Source organism: Ferrimonas marina, assembly GCF_900129905.1.
Taxonomy (GTDB): domain Bacteria; phylum Pseudomonadota; class Gammaproteobacteria; order Enterobacterales; family Shewanellaceae; genus Ferrimonas; species Ferrimonas marina.
Genome location: NZ_FQXG01000004.1, coordinates 412,664 through 428,578, shown reverse-complemented (window position 1 = coordinate 428,578; position 15,915 = coordinate 412,664). Strand labels below are relative to the sequence as shown.

Sequence of the window (15,915 nt, the reverse complement as noted above, 5' to 3'; positions counted from 1 at the left end):
AAACGATGAGCAAGGAGAGCCGGGGCTTTGCCACTGTAGGCGTGACGCTGATGTTGATGCTGATCCTGGCGGCGATTACGCTGTACGCGGGCAAGGTGCTGGTGATGGAGAAGCGAATCTCTCGCAATGAGCTTCAATATGCGGCGGCCTTTGCCAGCGCTGAGTCCTGGCTGGAGTCAGGTGCCCAGCGCTTCTTTGATGACAGTGCGGTTTGTGACACCACGGAAACTTACGATAGCAATAGTGGTCTGCCGGCTGGACATCAGGCCACGTTATCCTGGGAATGTGATAGCGGAACTGCGCCGGTCACCATTACGGCGAGCTACCTTGACAGCGCCAGTGGTGCTTCTGCAACGGTGGCGGAGGGCTATGCCTTTGCACCACTGTTTGCGTTGGGCTCTCCCGCGCCTTTGACCTTTGCGTCAACGGCAAAGTTTAACGGCACCATGGATCTGGGAGCCAATCCGAATGGCGGGGGCACGGGGGTGCCGGTGTCAATCTGGACTGGTGAATCGGATGACCTGACTGGCGCTGCAGAGAGTTGCGGTTACGAGGAGTTTGAACGTGGTAGTGGCCAGTGTAGTGGGGACACCTACTCATCGAAAAAAGATGGCATGGGCAACGATATCATCGTCAATGATCCGGCCTTTCCCGATGACCTGTTTGCCTTTGTCTTTGGCATCCCAACTGACCAGTGGCGGGATATCTATTACCGCGGCGCCCAAAAGATCGATGATTGCGGCGAGCTTACCGCCAGTTCTACAGGAATATTTGTCTATGAGGGCAACTCCTGTGTGATGCAGCAAGCGCAGGCTGGAAGCCCATCAGCACCCATTATCTTGATTTCTGCCGATGGCGGTATGGACGTGCGAAATAACACCAAGGTCTATGGGGTGCTGTTCAGCTTGGATACCGATCTGAGCGATTCGTCGGAGCCCAAGATCTCCATCAAAACGAAAGAGGGGATCTTGGGGTCAGTGATGGGCAATCATGGCACCGGCAACACTAACAGCAATCTGGCGCTGAGCTGGCATCCGGAAGTGTTTAGTGCCTATGAGGATGATCCAAATAAGGTCTTTTCCCCCTTGGTCAGGGTAGCAGGAAGCTGGCGTGATTTTGCAGTGGAATAGCCCCCGGGGTGCTAGGGATGGCGAGATAAGGAGAGGATGATGAGACCGGTTCAAACGTGCCGTGGCTTCGGCCTAATCGAGGTTCTGGTTGCAGTGCTGGTAATCGGTTTTGGGGTGGTTGCCCTGGCGCAACTGCAGGGCACTTTTGTCAAAAGCGCAGCGCAAACCAGCCAGCGGGAAGTCGCGTTGCATTTGGCCAGAGCAAAACTGGATGACTTGCGTTCTTTTAGCCCGGGCAGCAGCTTCGAGTTTGAGGACATTCTGTCTGATGAAGGAGGTATCTCTACTCAATTGAACTCCGGAGCTGTGACTTTCAAGAACCAGGACTTTTCTCTTAGCTGGACAGTCGAGGATTACATGCTTGACGATCTGGCTGCGCATGGCTTTAGCGTTGCCGATGTGGGCGCAGGCGATACAGTGGTGAAAAAAGCGGTGATTGTCGATGTGAGTTGGGTCTCCAACAATGGCCAGGCGATGTCGGTGAATCTGAGTGGAGAGTTAGCGCGGACCTTGCCCGATTCGGGTACCGCTTCCTCCGGAGGAGGAGGCTACGGTGGTGGCGGCCCAACGGTCTATCACGATGACGGGCTGGCTCCTGATGTAATTGATATAGAGTTGGGTGAAGGCAAAAAACGTGAGACCTCTAAGCCTACACCTCAGGTGGAGAGCAGTGATGGCATCGTGTTGGTCCAATTTGACTCAGTGAACTTTGACTCATCGGATGACCAGAAGATTGTTCAGGAAGACAACCTTACGGTGACTTGCAGTTGCACCCTGTCGGGCTCGAATGCTTCACGCGCCAACCCGGTGCAGTTGTCCTGGAATGAGGATGGGGTGGAGTGGTTGCAGATCGAGCCATCGAGCAAACCCACCGGCAGTTTTAGTGCCGCCAATAAGACCGATCCGAAAGCCGGGGATCTTTGTAACCGCTGCTGTGAAGATCATTTTGACGCCAGTGCCTACAAGGCGTCTGCCTCGGAGAGTGCGCGTCTGACCAAGCACTACAGCGTTGATTACAAGCGCTGGGGTAACCTCAAATATAGGACTACTGATCATACTGTTCAGGCCAACAGCGGCCAAGATTACCTGGAATCCTGCCGAATGATGCGGGTGGATGGATACTATGTTCTGATGCCGGACTGGCAGATGGCACACCTGGAAGTGATGACGCGGGATCAACTCAACAGCCTAGCCAATGTCGGTGAATATCAGGGCATCGTATCCTCGCTGCTGACCGATTACGCGGGTAGTACGACCAACTATCAGACCGCACCTGGCGATTACAGCTACACCTACTCAGGCAAAGCGTTTCCCCAACGCAGTGTTACCATCGACCCGGCCGCCAGCACTTTTACCCAGTTGATGTCTCGCGCCGTCTATGTGGACCCGATCGAGGCCTACCCTGGGGCAGCGAGCTCCATGAGCCTAACGGATTATCCATTCCACGAGATAAACAACACCAAACTGGCCGACTGGACGCTGTGGGAGTGCGGTGTGGTTGAATTTGACCCGGCTGATCCGCTGAACGGTTGTAGCCAATGCGCAGTCAAGAGTGGCAGTGCGTCCTGCGGAGACTCGGTATCCCTGACGAGTGAACCCATTGCCGACAGCAGTCCCGATGCGGATGGCCTCACTTACTACAGCAGCTACTACAGCCGCGGCCGATTAAACTATCCTGCCACGGCCAATGGCAACTACGTGGCGGTCGTCACAGCACGCCGAAGTAACTCTGGCCTGGGTGGAGAGGGGCCCATCTCCCCCTACGATGAGCAAACCACCTTGACAAGGCACTTAGGGATTACCCTGGGCAAAGTGGAGGACCCAGACCCTGACCCAGACCTAGACCCAGACCCAGACCCAGACCCAGATCCGAACCCGAACCCGGGTTTGAACATTGGGGGCGTAATCTATTGTCAAAAAGCCGATTTCAATAACGGTGGCAAATTCAGGGGCTGGGTAGATTGCAATGATGCCGATTTCGATGTGTCGATCGCATCCAGTGATGGCACAAGCTGCAGTGGACAGCCGACCAAACCGTCAGAAGGGACACCGGCATTTGGCTGCAACCTGCCATCGACCTGGCTGGATTTGGGTGACAGTACCGACAATGAGATCCGTTTCAGTGCTAGTGGGGAAGCCAAGCTTTCTCCCAGTGTCATCACTGAAGCCACGCTCAGTACGGCCAGCGATGTGAACAATTTGTGCGTGCATATGATCTATGGCAAGACGACGGATAAGAAAGGTGCTGCTCTTACTCTACCCAGCTCGCCATGTCCGTAAGAGGGTGCATGCCCATTGACTGACCGGGAGAAATCACCTCGTGTGCCGTGCTTCCCTGGCATGGGGAGATGATTTACCATGCTGCGATCATCGTTTCATTTTGGACCGACCGCAGTATGAGTAAGCAATTGACGGTCGCCCTCGCCCAACGAAATTTCGTGGTGGGGGCCATCGAAGCCAATGGCGAGGCCATTTGCCAGGATATCGATCGCGCACGGGAGCAGGGCGCCGATCTCATTCTTTTCTCCGAGCTGGCCATCACCGGCTACCCGCCGGAAGACCTGCTGCTGCGTCCCGACCTGATGAGCCGGGTAGAGGTAGCCTTGAGCCAGGTAGAGGCGGCGGCCCAGGGCATTGCGGTGCTGGTAGGACACCCCCACCGTGACACCGACGGGGAGCTCTACAACAGTGCCTCGCTGTTCGTCGAGGGGCAGCGTCAGGCCCTGGCGCACAAGCAGAAACTGCCCAACTACCGGGTCTTTGACGAAGAGCGTTATTTCCATACCGGCGACCAGACTTGCGTGGTGGAGTTCAAGGGCCATCGCCTGGCCCTGCTGATCTGTGAAGATATCTGGCACCCGGAGCCGATCCAGAGCGCCCAGGAGCAGGGCGCCGAGATCCTGCTCAGCATCAACGCCTCCCCCTTCGACATGACCAAGCTGGATGAGCGCCTCAACGTGCTGGAGGCCTGCAGTGCCGAGTCTGGCGCCCCGGTGGTCTACCTCAACCAGGTGGGCGGCCAGGATGAGCTGGTGTTCGATGGCCACTCCATGGTGGTCGACGCCCAAGGGCGCATCACCCAGGAGCTGGCCCAGTTTGAGTCGGAGTTGGCCCTGGTGCAGTTTGTTGATGGGCAGCCACAGCCGGGTCAGCGCCTGCCGCTGCCCAGCGTCGAGGCCCAAGTCTACGATGCCCTGGTGCTGGCGGTGCGTGACTACATCGGTAAGAACGGCTTTCCCGGCGCGGTGCTGGGCCTGTCCGGCGGCATCGATTCCGCCCTGACCCTGGCCATCGCCGCTGACGCCATCGGTGCCGACAAGGTCAAGGCGGTGATGATGCCCTACCGCTACACCTCCTCCATGAGTCTGGAGGACGCCGAGGCGGAGGCCAAGGCGCTGGGGGTAGAGTACGAGGTGGTGCCGATCGAGCCGATGTTCGATGGCTTTATGCAAACCCTGACGCCGCTGTTTGCCGGTGCGCAGAAGGACACCACCGAGGAGAACCTGCAGGCCCGGATCCGCGGGGTACTGCTGATGGCCCTGTCCAATAAGAGCGGCCGCATCCTGCTGACCACCGGTAACAAGAGTGAGCTGGCGGTGGGCTACTGCACCCTCTATGGCGATATGTGTGGCGGCTTTGCGGTGATCAAGGATCTGCCTAAGCAGCTGGTTTATGCCTTGTCACGGTTCCGCAATACCCGCTCGGCAGTGATCCCGGAGCGGGTGATCACCCGGCCGCCCTCGGCGGAGCTGGCCCCGGACCAGGTGGATCAGGACAGCCTGCCTCCTTATGATGTGCTGGATGATATCCTCGAGCGCTACGTGGAGCAGGACCAGGGCCTGGCGGAGATCGTCGCCGCCGGCCACCAGGAAGCGGATGTACGTCGGGTTATCCGCCTGACCGATATCAACGAATACAAACGGCGCCAAGCGGCGGTGGGCCCTCGGGTGACCCCCCGTGCCTTTGGCAAAGACCGGCGTTACCCCATCACGTCCGGTTTCGGCAAACAGAACTGGTAGTAAGGAAGAGCAATGAAAAAACTGGAAGCGGTGATCAAGCCCTTTAAGCTGGATGACGTACGGGAAGCGCTGGCGGAGATCGGCATCACCGGGATGACGGTTCAGGAGGTCAAGGGCTTCGGTCGTCAGAAGGGCCATACCGAGCTGTACCGTGGTGCCGAGTACATGGTGGATTTCCTGCCCAAGGTGAAGATCGAGATCGTCATCGCCGACGACCTGCTGGAGCAGGCGATCGAAGCGATCGTCGACACCTCCCGTACCGGCAAGATCGGCGACGGCAAGATCTTCGTCACCGACATCCAGCGGGTGATCCGCATCCGCACCGGTGAAGAGAACGAAGACGCGATTTAAGCGAGAAGGGCACCTCAGGGTGCCCTTTCTTTTACCGGCTAACTAGATGGTGATAGAGCGAATAAGCCCACGCAAAGTGGGGTCTTCCATCCGGCAAATGCCCCTGTCTGAAGCAACTGCATAGTAAAAACGCCGCACTCGTTGCGGCGTTTCGCTGTCTATCGACAAATTACTTCTATTTATCGTGGCAAAGTGGACTAAGTCCCAATTTGTCACGTACGCTGAGCAGTTATTAAGCGATTTTAGGCTCAATACCCATAATGATAAAACAGTCTTTCCAGTTGATACTGCTCTGGTTTTTTACGCTTTTTTCTCTTGTTAGCTTTGCTACCACAGCCAGCGAGTCGGCGACAGGTCCACATATCGAAGTGCGACTGCTCGCCGAGGACACCGCTTTTGTGCCTGGTGAAACTCAGTATCTTGGCATTTTGCTCTCACCAGAATCTGAATGGCATACCTATTGGCGAAATCCCGGAGACTCTGGCGAGCCTCCGGTGATTAACTGGACTTTGCCTGACTACTTGTCGGCAGGCGAAATCCAATGGCCTATCCCTCACCAGATCCCCGTCGCCCACTTGGTAAATTACGGCTACGACGGAGACAACTTGTTAATGGTGCCATTTACGGTTGCCGACAATGCCCCCGTCGGAGAGACGGCCGATATCGTGGCCGATTTGTCCTGGCTAGTGTGCAAAGAAGACTGCATCCCTGGATGGACAACACTGACTAAGCAAATTCCCGTTGACGCAACTTCATCACCCACAGAACAGTCGGCGTCGTTCGTTCAGACCAGGCAACAGCTTCCACAAACCGAGCTGCTTGACGGCCGATATGAAGTTACCGAATCGCATCTGTCTCTGTCATTTTCAGCCCCCTACGCATCTGAATGGCAACTCCTGCCTTTTGATTCGGCAGTAACCAATCATGCTGCATCGCAGCAGTATCTGGTAGAAGATGCGCAGAGCATTTCGGTAATCTCTCGCTCAGACTATTTTGTCGACCAGGGACAAACCCTTCAGTTTTTATTGACGGATGGCGAGCAAGGTTACTATCTGACCGCGCGCCCGGTAGTTGCAAGCGCAGGTAATGCCCTTGACGGTGCGAGCCTACCTTTACTCTTACTGATGGCCTTTGTAGGCGGTTTGATATTAAACCTCATGCCTTGTGTTCTGCCGGTACTGTCTATCAAAGCTCTATCACTGAGTCAGTCCACAGAGGCGTCATCTCTCGCCAATAAGCTCGGCTACGCGATAGGCATCCTCGTGAGCTTTAACGTCTTTGCCATGCTTATCATCATTCTAAAGCAAGGTGGTGAAGCCATCGGATGGGGCTTTCATATGCAGGAGCCCATCGTCGTCGGAGCCCTGGCCTACCTCTTCGTGTTTATCGCGTTGATCCTGCTCGATGTTGCGCCAGCAGGGTCGCGCTTTGCGGGTATTGGTCAAACACTTATTCAAGGTAAAGGCTTCAGTGCACAATTTTTCACTGGTGTTTTAGCCGTTGTGGTCGCGTCGCCTTGCACGGCTCCGTTTATGGCAACGGCACTTGGGGTTGCGTTAGTGAGCGAGCCTTTTACTACGTTTGCTCTATTCAGCGCTCTGGCCTTTGGCTTGGCAACACCATTAACTGCCATTTACCTCGTTCCTGCGTGGCAGAAGTGGCTACCTAAGCCGGGTGAATGGATGAACCGGTTCCGTCAGTTCCTAGCCTTTCCAATGCTGGCTACGGTTATTTGGTTGGTATGGGTTTACTTATCTCAAACGGACGCCTTGAGTCAGTTGCTGTTGCTATGCGGACTGCTGGTCTTCGCTCTGAGTTGTTGGTGGTTATCGTTTTCTGGCAGAAAGTCTGGCGCAATTGCGCTGGTCTTATTAGTGGGAAGTATCGCGTGGCCGCTAATGAATCAAGCAACGCCATCTGCTTCGATGAAAGCCGGGCCGAATTTGGCATACAGTGAAGACGCGCTACGAAAGCTCCGCAACAGTAATCAGGTCGTTCTTGTCAACATGACTGCCGATTGGTGCATAACATGCAAAGTAAACGAGCAAGTGGCGTTCCGCTCCGATAGGTTTGAGTCAGTCATCAGTCAGGAAGACGTCCACTACATGGTCGGCGACTGGACAAATAAGAACGACGAAATTTTAGGATTTTTGAACCGATACCAACGCTCAGGTGTACCTCTATACGTAGTGTACGCCGGAAATAGAGAGGGGCAGGTGCTCCCTCAAGTGTTAACAACCGATTTAGTCATAGATGCCATAAAGTCTGCACAACAGGAGAAAAATCATGAGGGCTAAAGCCTTACTCTCTGCACTAGTCATGGCGAGTGTCAGCACGCTTGCCAGTGCTGCCGTTAAGGTCGATTCTGCGGCGCCTGAGTTCACACTAACCAACAGCCACGGCGAGTCTGTCAGTCTTGAACAGTTTGCTGGTAAACAGGTGATCTTGGAATGGACTAACCACCTATGCCCGTACGTGCAAAAGCACTACAGCAGCGATAACATGCAGGCCCTGCAGACCCAGTACACGGGTGAAGACGTGGTGTGGCTATCAATTATCTCTTCTGCGCCGGGCAAGCAAGGCTATGTGGATTCAGATACTGCTAATGCGCTAACCAAAGACCGCAATGCCGCGCCAAGTCACGTACTTTTTGACCCGGAAGGTACGGTAGGTAAAGCCTATGGTGCTAAAACAACGCCACACATGTACCTAATCGATTCAGACGGAATCCTTCGCTACGCGGGCGCTATTGATAGCATCAAGTCAGCGAATCCAGAGGACATTCCTAAGTCGATCAACTATGTGACTTCAGGTATGACTGCACTTGAAGCAGGCGGTTCGCCAGATCCTAAGTTGACAGCGCCTTATGGCTGTTCAATCAAATACAAGGGCTAATCACTCTTAATCCGGCGCTACATCAAACCGGTAGCGCCGGTTCTTCTTTGTCGTCATTGTGCGACACTTCCACACGATTTTGACGAATCTGAAATCTGTTCCTTCTTCCATTTCCGACAAGATAGCATCCAGCTCGCGTTTTCCTCGCCCCCGGGGGCGCCTTTTTGTTGCCGCGCTTTGCGGGGGTGAGATTAGGATATTTGAATAACCATATATAAAAGGCGTTTTTTCTTATCCGCTGAGCACTTATAATTACGCGGCTAACAAGGGGAAGCGTATGAGCAGTTCAGCCACCGCACTGGCGATTCGGTCGTTGCGGAAAACCTACGACGGCGGTGTCGAGGCCCTCAAGGGGATCGATCTCACCGTCGAACAGGGCGATTTCTTTGCCCTGCTCGGCCCAAACGGGGCCGGTAAATCCACCACCATCGGTATCATCAGCGCCCTGGTCAACAAGACCAGCGGTTCGGTGTCGGTGTTCGGCCATGACATCAATGCCGAACTTAATGCCGCCAAGCGCTGCATCGGTCTGGTGCCGCAGGAGTTCAACTTTAACCAGTTCGAGACGGTGCAGCAGATCGTGGTGAACCAGGCCGGTTACTATGGCGTGCCCAAGGCTGAAGCACTGGTGCGGGCCAAGACCTACCTGACCCAGCTGGACCTGTGGCAGAAACGCGATGCCCGCGCCCGCGAGCTGTCCGGCGGGATGAAGCGACGCCTGATGATCGCCCGTGCCCTGATGCACCAGCCCAAGCTGCTGATCCTGGACGAACCCACCGCCGGTGTGGATATCGAGATCCGCCGCTCCATGTGGGGCTTCCTCAAGCAGATCAACGCCCAGGGCGTCACCATCATCCTTACCACCCACTACCTGGAAGAGGCGGAGATGCTGTGCCGCAACATCGGCATCATCGATAAGGGCCAGCTGGTGGAGTGCACCAGCATGAAGGCATTACTGGCTAAGCTGCACCTGGAGACCTTTATCCTCGACCTGAAGCCGGGCACCGGGGCTATTGCGCTGGAGGGCTTTGAGAGCCGCCGGCTCGATGACCATACCCTGGAGGTGGATGTGGAGAAAACCGCGGGCCTCAACGGCCTGTTCAGTCAACTGTCGGCCCAGGGGATCGAGGTGCTGTCGATGCGCAACAAGGCCAACCGCCTTGAGGAACTCTTTGTCTCCCTGGTGGAGAATGGTCGGGAGGCGCAGGCATGAGTCATCCCTACTGGATCGCGTTTACCAGCCTGGTGCGCAAGGAGATCAACCGCTTTACCCGGATCTGGGTCCAGACCCTGGTGCCGCCAGCGATCACCATGACCCTCTACTTTCTGATCTTCGGCAACCTGATCGGTTCCCGTATCGGTCAGATGGGTGGCTTCAGCTACATGGAGTTCATCATGCCGGGGCTGATCATGATGTCGGTGATCACCAACTCCTACTCCAATGTCGCCAGCTCCTTCTTCAGCGCCAAGTTCCAGCGCAATATCGAAGAGCTGCTGGTGGCACCGGTGCCCAACATCCTTATTATCCTGGGCTACGTGGCTGGCGGGGTAACCCGAGGTCTGTGCGTGGGGGCGATCGTCACCGTGGTGGCCCTGCTGTTTGTCGACATCCAGATCCACAGCCTGCCGATCCTGCTGCTGACCCTGCTGATGACCTCAGTGGTGTTTGCCCTGGGGGGGCTGATCAACGCGGTGTTCGCCCGTACCTTCGATGACATCAGCATCATCCCCACCTTCGTGTTGACCCCGCTGACCTACCTGGGCGGCGTGTTTTACTCCATCAGCCTGCTGCCGCCGGTGTGGCAGTCACTGTCCCAGCTCAACCCGGTGGTCTATACCATTAACGCCTTCCGCTATGGCTTCCTGGGCCATGCGGATGTCAGCCTGGGGCTGTCGATGGCGGTGCTGTCGGCCTTTGTGCTGATCCTCGGCGGTGTGGCCTATTATCTGATCGATCGCGGCATCGGATTGAGGCATTGATGGATAGCGGCAACTCCCGGGTCATCGTCTCTAATCAGGCGGGGCCCCATGACAACCTGCTGGCGACCGTGCGTCGCCACCTGCAGCACCCGTTTCAGGCTCCCTATGCGGATCACAGCCTGCGCTTGTTTGAGCAGCTCAAAGCCTGGAAGGAAGCGGATGGTCGCCCGCTGGTACTGGATTCCTGCTGTGGGGTGGGGGAGTCCAGTGCCAACCTGGCCCGACGCCACCCCGATGCCCTGGTGCTCGGCCTGGACAAATCCGCCAGTCGGGTCGGTAAGCATGAGCATTATCAGCTCGGTGGTGACAACTACCGGGTCGAGCGCGGTAACCTCAACGACCTGTGGCGCCTGATGGTGGCCGACGGCTGGCAGTTGCAGCACCACTATCTGCTCTATCCCAACCCCTGGCCCAAGTCCTCTCATCTGCAGCGACGCTGGCACGGTGGGCCCCTGTTTCCCTCGCTGCTGGCCTTGGGGGGAAAGCTGGAGCTGCGCTCCAATTGGCGTATCTACCTGGAAGAGTTTCAGCTGGCGCTGGCCGAAGCCGGACAGCAGGCCGAGTTTGCCCCGTTGCCGGACGAGCCACCGCTGACCCCGTTTGAGCGCAAGTATGGTCAGTCCGGCCAACCGCTCCATCGGCTGGTGGCGGATCTCACCAATCTGTCATAGATTGCGCCGATAGGCTCAACCGATAAAACCAATAAGCCATTGTTTATCAATGGCTTATTTTTTTTGCATGGGCTTCGCTAGTGATCCCCGCAACACCGCTCTGCGTAGCGGTTTTTCCAGTTGGGAGGGAAACGAAATGACACGACTGCAATTGCGCTGCTTTGTGATTGGCGGCGGAATGAGCCTGGTTCTTAGCCTGCAGGCGGCGCTGGTGCTGCTGCTGGTCTGATTTGGTTGTCGCCGGAATTTCACATCTGGGTTATGGTGGTGTGACTTGGATCACAAAAATGGGCCCATCAGAGTGTCCGACATCATGGCTTCAGGGAGGGCGCGGCGTGATCAGAGTAATAGTGATGCTAGTACTGATGTGGAGCGGCCCGGGCTGGGCGCAGTCCCAGTACAGCGATTTTCAACTGGTGCTTGGCGGCTGGTCCCATCACTTCGAGGATGAGCCCTATCCAAGCTCCCCTACCTTCAATGAAAACCACAAAGGCATCGGCCTGAACTATCGCTTCGATAACTGCCACGGCAGCGAACGTTGGCGCTGTCATCTGGGCGCGGTGTACCTGCGCGACAGTTTCGACAACCCCATGTACACCCTCTACTGGAACTGGCAGTACCCCTTGTTCGACTCGCTGGCGGCGGGCTTTATGCTGGGGGCGGCCAGTCGTTCCGTGGCCATCTACGTGGATGAGCAGTTTGAGGGCACGGAGCGGGAGATAGTGCCCATGGTGGCGCCCAACCTGGAGCTGACCTGGCGGCGTTTCTCGATAAACCTGCTGCTGCTGCCTAATGTGGATCTGCTGGAGGAGGATGGTGACCGCACCTATCGGGTGCAGCGACCAACACTGTTCTGGAACCTGGGTTTTCGTTTCTAGCGGGAGTCGGCCAATGACAGGCATAAAAAAAGCCCCGCTTGGGGCTTTTTTTATGCATCGCCTGGTAGGTCATCCTGGTAGGCATCTTCCAGCAACTCAACCAGTTGCTGTCCAATGGCGCCATCACGCCAAGTTTGCCCAGATTGAAGCTCTGCCGGGCTGTGCTCTTCCGGTTTAAAATTCTGGTCTGCCATGCGGACTCCTCCCTAGTACTCTGAACCTAATTAAATACCAGCTTTGTAAATGAAGATCGAGCTTTTGTTGCGAAATGGGCTGCGACTTTAGTGGTATTGCCTGTGGTGGCCATTATCGGCTGTGGCTCGGATGGGATGAGGGTGAGACATTTTGTCCGGTCCTGAGTTTGTCATTTGAACGTCATTCTCCCTTAGATTTACCCAAAGGGAGTCAGGCGGGGCGTTTTTGGCCGGTTAGACAACGCAGTATGTCAATTTGTCTCAGGTGAAAGTCCAAAAGTTAGCGCCAGTGCACAGTTAGCTTTCCTTAACCCTTTTAAAGTGAAGCTACCTGATTCAAAGCTAACAACAATTTGAGGGTCCAATGACGGTATCGGCCATGGAAGTAGGAAGTTCAACCCATTGGGGATCACCCAATCAGGCACGTTTTCGCCAGCGCGACCAGGTATTGGTGCGTCTTGCAGAGCAACTGATTCAAGAGCAGGGCCTGGTGTCCTTCCGTTTCTCCGAGCTGGCGCCCTTGGCCGGCTGCAGTGCGGGCACGCTCTACAAGCACTTCAGCAGCAAAGAGGATCTGTTGATCGCCATCTTTGCCCGCCACGTGGAGCACCTGGTGGAGCGTCAGCCCCACTTTATGAACAGTGAGTTGAGCTACGCCGAGCGTTGGGTGGCGATGCATCTGTTTGCCGTCGTGGCGATTCAGCGCTCCAGCTGGACCCTGGGACTGAACACCTTAGGTGGTGCGCCCAAGGTGATCGAACGCGCGTCGGAGTACCGGGTCCAGGAACTGAAGATGTACCTGGAGCAGTTTTACCGCGCCATCCTGCGCGTGGTGGAAGGCGCCCGGATCCAGGGTCACCTCAAGGCCAGCGATGAGCAGGTCTCCACCGTGCACGCCATGTTGGCTTATTTCCAGCGCGGCGCATCCGGTGCGGTGGACAACCCACTGATGAGCGACGCCATTAAGCGACTGGACACGCGCCAACTGTTTGAGTCCTTTGCCATCTTTATCAACACTCTGGAGTGGACCACGCCGCTGCGCATGGATTCCTATCAGCGGGTGATGGCCGAGGTGGAGCACCAGTTGGATGAAGGTGAAGCCGAGCGAGCGATGCTCAGCGCGCTGTAATCCGGTTAGCAACAAAAAAGCCCCCAGCATGGGGGCTTTTTTGTTGGTCAGACTTTCGCGTTTGCGCCTGGGTGTGTGCTTTGCCGCTTGCTCTGATCAGGCGGCCTGGCGCCGGCTGCGCTTGCCGGCCATGAACTCCGGGCGGGAGGCCATCAGGGCCGCCTTTTGCTGCTCATCCAGCTGTCCCTCCGGCAGGCGCAGCAGCTGCCGGGTCAACCGGGCCTTGGCGCCATTGGCGATCTTTAGCGGGGCCACCGGGCCCTCAATGGCATAGTGCTCGGTGGCACCGGCCTGCACCAGCACGCCGGATTGCATCAGCTCATTGACCGTAGGGTGGGTGAGAGGCATCGCCAGGGTGCTTTTGCTCTGTAGCAGGTATTCCCGCAACACGGCGCGCTCCTGACCGTCCAGCAGTTGCAGCTTCTGCTGCAGTCGCTGTTCTGCCAGCTTGCGCTGCTGTTTCTGGGTCAAGCCGCTGACGCCCAACATCAGGCCATGGGCGAGCAGGTAGCTGCCGCTCAATACCACGGTGAGCCCCAGGCTAAAGCCATTGCGCCCCACCCACTCCTGCAGATGCAGCGATTGCAGGTTGGCCAGGGGTAGCAGCAACAGCGCGCTGGCGGCGATCAGCAGCCACAAGGCGATGCGGGCTGCCAGCAGGGCAAAGGGGATGGAGGCGATCATGGTGTGAACACTGGGCTTCATTTCGGGTCGTCGGGAATCTGACATTATCTCGCGAATCCCTAAAACGCTGCAACTTTTGTGCCATGGCTTCGTTGTTTTGCACGCCCCGGCACCCAGGGTTCGATGGCCACCTTACCCCGGGACAGTCGCACCCGGCTGGGGCCATGCTCACTCTGACTCAGGCTGGCCTGCTCCGCCAGCAACAGCTTGACCCTGGGGTGCAGTATCTTGGTGATCTCCAGGGCTAGCCGTTGAGGCAGTTCCTGCAGCCGCTGTTGGCTGCTCTGCAGCTGTTGTTCCAGCTCATCGCGCTGCTGAGCCAGCTGTTTCAGGGCCTGGTGCAGTGCCGGCGTCTGGCTATCGTCGTGGGGAGCCCGCAGTCGTTCCTGTACTTGCTGGTACTGCTCTCTGGCCTGGTTCAGGGCTTGCTGCTGTTGCTCAACCTGGACGCGCAGCTGCGGCAGATGCTGGCCCAACTCGATGCGGGTTTCGGCACCCGCTCGGGCTCCCACCCCCTGGGCCTGGATCCGGTAGGGAGCCTGGGCAATGCCGCCGACCAGATCGCCTCGCCCGCTGCTGCCCACCACCAGCTCACCGCCACAGTTTAGGTGGCAGTGCAGGCTCTGCTGTTCAATGTGCAGATCGCCACCTGTGATGATGCGGGTGTAGTGGGCGTAGCGCACATGGATGCTGCCCTTGGCGGTCAGGGTACAGTTGAACTCGCCGTGATCCAGTGGTCGGCCGATGACCCCTTGGCCGATGCAGAGATCGCCACCGGCATTGAGACTGGCGCCCTCCACCAGACCCATCACCGTGATACTTCCGCTGGCATCCACCACCATCCCCTCCTGGACGTTGCCCAGGATCACCACGGCGCCATCAAAATGGACGTTGCCACTTTTGGTATTGACCTGTTCCAGGGTCAGGGTGGGTTCGACGGTCATCCCCTTGGCCTGCATCAGGGGCTGACCGCGCAGGGTGGCCACCAAAAGGTTGGGGTCGCCAGGGGCCAGGCGGGTACCGGGGCCCGGTTGCAGGGCACAGGGGGTGCCCGGATTGGCCTTCAATGATTCGGCGTAGAGGTTGTAGCCAGACTGGCCGAGGGTGGGGGGGTGTCGCCGCATCAGGGCCGATTCCGGCTCCACCAGGATCTGTTGCCCCAACTCACGCAGGTCGACTTTGCCATTGTCCTGTGCCTGAGGGCGCAGCACCCGCTCATGGCCCAGGGGCACCAGCCGCTCAAGGAAGCCATCCTCGCCGCGACAGGGGGCCTTACCCTGGGCGATCAGCTGGGGCGTTGTGCCATCGGCGAGCAGGGCGTCAATACGGCTGCGGATCAGTCCGGTGCGGATCCCTATCTGGCCCAGCCGGGTAACCAGCAGGGCCTTGTCCGCTTCCTTACCGCCCTGGGCAGGTAAACGTTGGGCGGTGAGGGTCATGGCATTATCACTGAGCAGCAGTTGCCAGTCGCCATCCTGTTTATCGGCAAGGGCCAGGGATTGGATCTGCTGAGGGTCGCCATTGGCAAGGTCGGTCAAGGCGTCAGCCCACTGTTCGATCAGGGGGCGATAGTGCGCGAAGGGGCTGTCCTGCAGCCAGGCTTGCAGCTGCTGCGGTTGCAGGTTGGGGAAATCAGCGGGGCGCAACTGGACCAGCACCTGCTGCGCATGGGCGTCCCAAAATGGCGTTGGCATATCAACCTCTTCTGACATTGTTGGTTTGATTATTTGTCAGCCAGGCCAGTATACGAGGATTCTTAAGGGGCACAAACAGAAAACCCCGGTTCGTGAGAACCGGGGTTTCAAAATCTGGTGCAGATGGGGAGACTTGAACTCCCACGTTCTTGCGAACACTAGCACCTGAAGCTAGCGCGTCTACCAATTCCGCCACATCTGCAAATGTGGTGCACAAGGGGAGACTTGAACTCCCACGTCCTAACGGACACTAGCACCTGAAGCTAGCGCGTCTACCAATTCCGCCACTT

14 protein-coding genes and 1 tRNA gene are annotated in these 15,915 nt (G+C 57.2%); 11 read left to right on the top strand and 4 right to left on the bottom strand.

Annotated features, from left to right (window positions below):
• The first annotated feature begins 5 nt into the window (after window positions 1–5).
• The 10 genes from BUC04_RS12000 to BUC04_RS11955 all read left to right on the top strand — a co-directional run bounded on the left by BUC04_RS12000 (window position 6) and on the right by BUC04_RS11955 (window position 11,924).
• Entirely contained in the window at window positions 6–1,130 is a 1,125-nt protein-coding gene (locus BUC04_RS12000; protein ID WP_067664192.1) for a pilus assembly PilX family protein, read from the top strand.
• Between the two features lie 39 nt (window positions 1,131–1,169).
• A complete protein-coding gene (locus BUC04_RS11995) occupies window positions 1,170–3,410 on the top strand; it encodes a type IV pilus modification PilV family protein (protein WP_067664190.1) in 2,241 nt (746 codons plus the stop codon).
• 116 nt (window positions 3,411–3,526) lie between these two features.
• Window positions 3,527–5,149, top strand: coding sequence for an NAD+ synthase (locus BUC04_RS11990; RefSeq protein ID WP_067664324.1), 1,623 nt, complete (start codon window positions 3,527–3,529; stop codon window positions 5,147–5,149).
• Between the two features lie 12 nt (window positions 5,150–5,161).
• Window positions 5,162–5,500: a nitrogen regulatory protein P-II gene (gene glnB / locus BUC04_RS11985; protein ID WP_067664188.1), complete on the top strand. Its 339-nt coding sequence runs from the start codon at window positions 5,162–5,164 to the stop codon at window positions 5,498–5,500.
• 260 nt (window positions 5,501–5,760) lie between these two features.
• On the top strand, window positions 5,761–7,797 hold the full coding sequence (locus BUC04_RS11980) for a protein-disulfide reductase DsbD family protein (RefSeq protein ID WP_067664186.1): 2,037 nt from the start codon (window positions 5,761–5,763) through the stop codon (window positions 7,795–7,797).
• On the top strand, window positions 7,787–8,395 hold the full coding sequence (locus BUC04_RS11975) for a redoxin domain-containing protein (protein ID WP_067664184.1): 609 nt from the start codon (window positions 7,787–7,789) through the stop codon (window positions 8,393–8,395). Before BUC04_RS11980 ends, BUC04_RS11975 begins: the two co-directional genes overlap by 11 nt.
• Before the next feature lie 277 nt (window positions 8,396–8,672).
• On the top strand, window positions 8,673–9,608 hold the full coding sequence (locus BUC04_RS11970; protein ID WP_067664182.1) for an ABC transporter ATP-binding protein: 936 nt from the start codon (window positions 8,673–8,675) through the stop codon (window positions 9,606–9,608).
• Window positions 9,605–10,375, top strand: a complete 771-nt coding sequence (locus BUC04_RS11965; RefSeq protein WP_067664181.1) for an ABC transporter permease — start codon at window positions 9,605–9,607, stop codon at window positions 10,373–10,375. Before BUC04_RS11970 ends, BUC04_RS11965 begins: the two co-directional genes overlap by 4 nt.
• On the top strand, window positions 10,375–11,046 hold the full coding sequence (gene trmB / locus BUC04_RS11960; RefSeq protein ID WP_067664179.1) for a tRNA (guanine(46)-N(7))-methyltransferase TrmB: 672 nt from the start codon (window positions 10,375–10,377) through the stop codon (window positions 11,044–11,046). Before BUC04_RS11965 ends, trmB begins: the two co-directional genes overlap by 1 nt.
• Window positions 11,047–11,381: 335 nt before the next feature.
• Complete coding sequence (locus tag BUC04_RS11955) at window positions 11,382–11,924, top strand: hypothetical protein (RefSeq protein ID WP_143165696.1); 543 nt, start codon at window positions 11,382–11,384, stop codon at window positions 11,922–11,924.
• Between the two features lie 50 nt (window positions 11,925–11,974).
• Here the strand turns inward: BUC04_RS11955 and BUC04_RS23945 are convergent, their stop codons facing one another.
• Window positions 11,975–12,118, bottom strand: a complete 144-nt coding sequence (locus BUC04_RS23945) for a hypothetical protein (protein ID WP_156480041.1) — start codon at window positions 12,116–12,118, stop codon at window positions 11,975–11,977.
• A gap of 379 nt (window positions 12,119–12,497) precedes the next feature.
• Here BUC04_RS23945 and BUC04_RS11950 point away from each other — a divergent pair, with 379 nt between their 5' ends.
• Window positions 12,498–13,247: a TetR/AcrR family transcriptional regulator gene (locus BUC04_RS11950; RefSeq protein ID WP_159437694.1), complete on the top strand. Its 750-nt coding sequence runs from the start codon at window positions 12,498–12,500 to the stop codon at window positions 13,245–13,247.
• A 96-nt stretch (window positions 13,248–13,343) separates the two neighbouring features.
• Here the strand turns inward: BUC04_RS11950 and BUC04_RS11945 are convergent, their stop codons facing one another.
• The 3 genes from BUC04_RS11945 to BUC04_RS11935 form a co-directional block, all read right to left on the bottom strand.
• A complete protein-coding gene (locus BUC04_RS11945; protein WP_067664175.1) occupies window positions 13,344–13,952 on the bottom strand; it encodes a superinfection exclusion B family protein in 609 nt (202 codons plus the stop codon).
• 38 nt (window positions 13,953–13,990) lie between these two features.
• The gene (locus BUC04_RS11940) at window positions 13,991–15,625 is read right to left on the bottom strand and encodes a FapA family protein (protein ID WP_067664172.1); all 1,635 of its coding nucleotides are present in this window, start codon (window positions 15,623–15,625) and stop codon (window positions 13,991–13,993) included.
• Between the two features lie 115 nt (window positions 15,626–15,740).
• Window positions 15,741–15,827, bottom strand: a tRNA-Leu gene (locus BUC04_RS11935).
• Window positions 15,828–15,915 lie beyond the last annotated feature (88 nt).

What these genes read in the sequence shown, in the direction of transcription:
- BUC04_RS12000 (WP_067664192.1), top strand. Translation starts at nt 6, where the DNA reads ATGAGCAAGGAGAGCCGGGGCTTTGCCACTGTAGGCGTGACGCTGATG.
- BUC04_RS11995 (WP_067664190.1), top strand. Translation starts at nt 1,170, where the DNA reads ATGAGACCGGTTCAAACGTGCCGTGGCTTCGGCCTAATCGAGGTTCTG.
- BUC04_RS11990 (WP_067664324.1), top strand. Translation starts at nt 3,527, where the DNA reads ATGAGTAAGCAATTGACGGTCGCCCTCGCCCAACGAAATTTCGTGGTG.
- glnB (WP_067664188.1), top strand. Translation starts at nt 5,162, where the DNA reads ATGAAAAAACTGGAAGCGGTGATCAAGCCCTTTAAGCTGGATGACGTA.
- BUC04_RS11980 (WP_067664186.1), top strand. Translation starts at nt 5,761, where the DNA reads ATGATAAAACAGTCTTTCCAGTTGATACTGCTCTGGTTTTTTACGCTT.
- BUC04_RS11975 (WP_067664184.1), top strand. Translation starts at nt 7,787, where the DNA reads ATGAGGGCTAAAGCCTTACTCTCTGCACTAGTCATGGCGAGTGTCAGC.
- BUC04_RS11970 (WP_067664182.1), top strand. Translation starts at nt 8,673, where the DNA reads ATGAGCAGTTCAGCCACCGCACTGGCGATTCGGTCGTTGCGGAAAACC.
- BUC04_RS11965 (WP_067664181.1), top strand. Translation starts at nt 9,605, where the DNA reads ATGAGTCATCCCTACTGGATCGCGTTTACCAGCCTGGTGCGCAAGGAG.
- trmB (WP_067664179.1), top strand. Translation starts at nt 10,375, where the DNA reads ATGGATAGCGGCAACTCCCGGGTCATCGTCTCTAATCAGGCGGGGCCC.
- BUC04_RS23945 (WP_156480041.1), bottom strand. Translation starts at nt 12,118, where the DNA reads ATGGCAGACCAGAATTTTAAACCGGAAGAGCACAGCCCGGCAGAGCTT.
- BUC04_RS11950 (WP_159437694.1), top strand. Translation starts at nt 12,498, where the DNA reads ATGGAAGTAGGAAGTTCAACCCATTGGGGATCACCCAATCAGGCACGT.
- BUC04_RS11945 (WP_067664175.1), bottom strand. Translation starts at nt 13,952, where the DNA reads ATGAAGCCCAGTGTTCACACCATGATCGCCTCCATCCCCTTTGCCCTG.
- BUC04_RS11940 (WP_067664172.1), bottom strand. Translation starts at nt 15,625, where the DNA reads ATGCCAACGCCATTTTGGGACGCCCATGCGCAGCAGGTGCTGGTCCAG.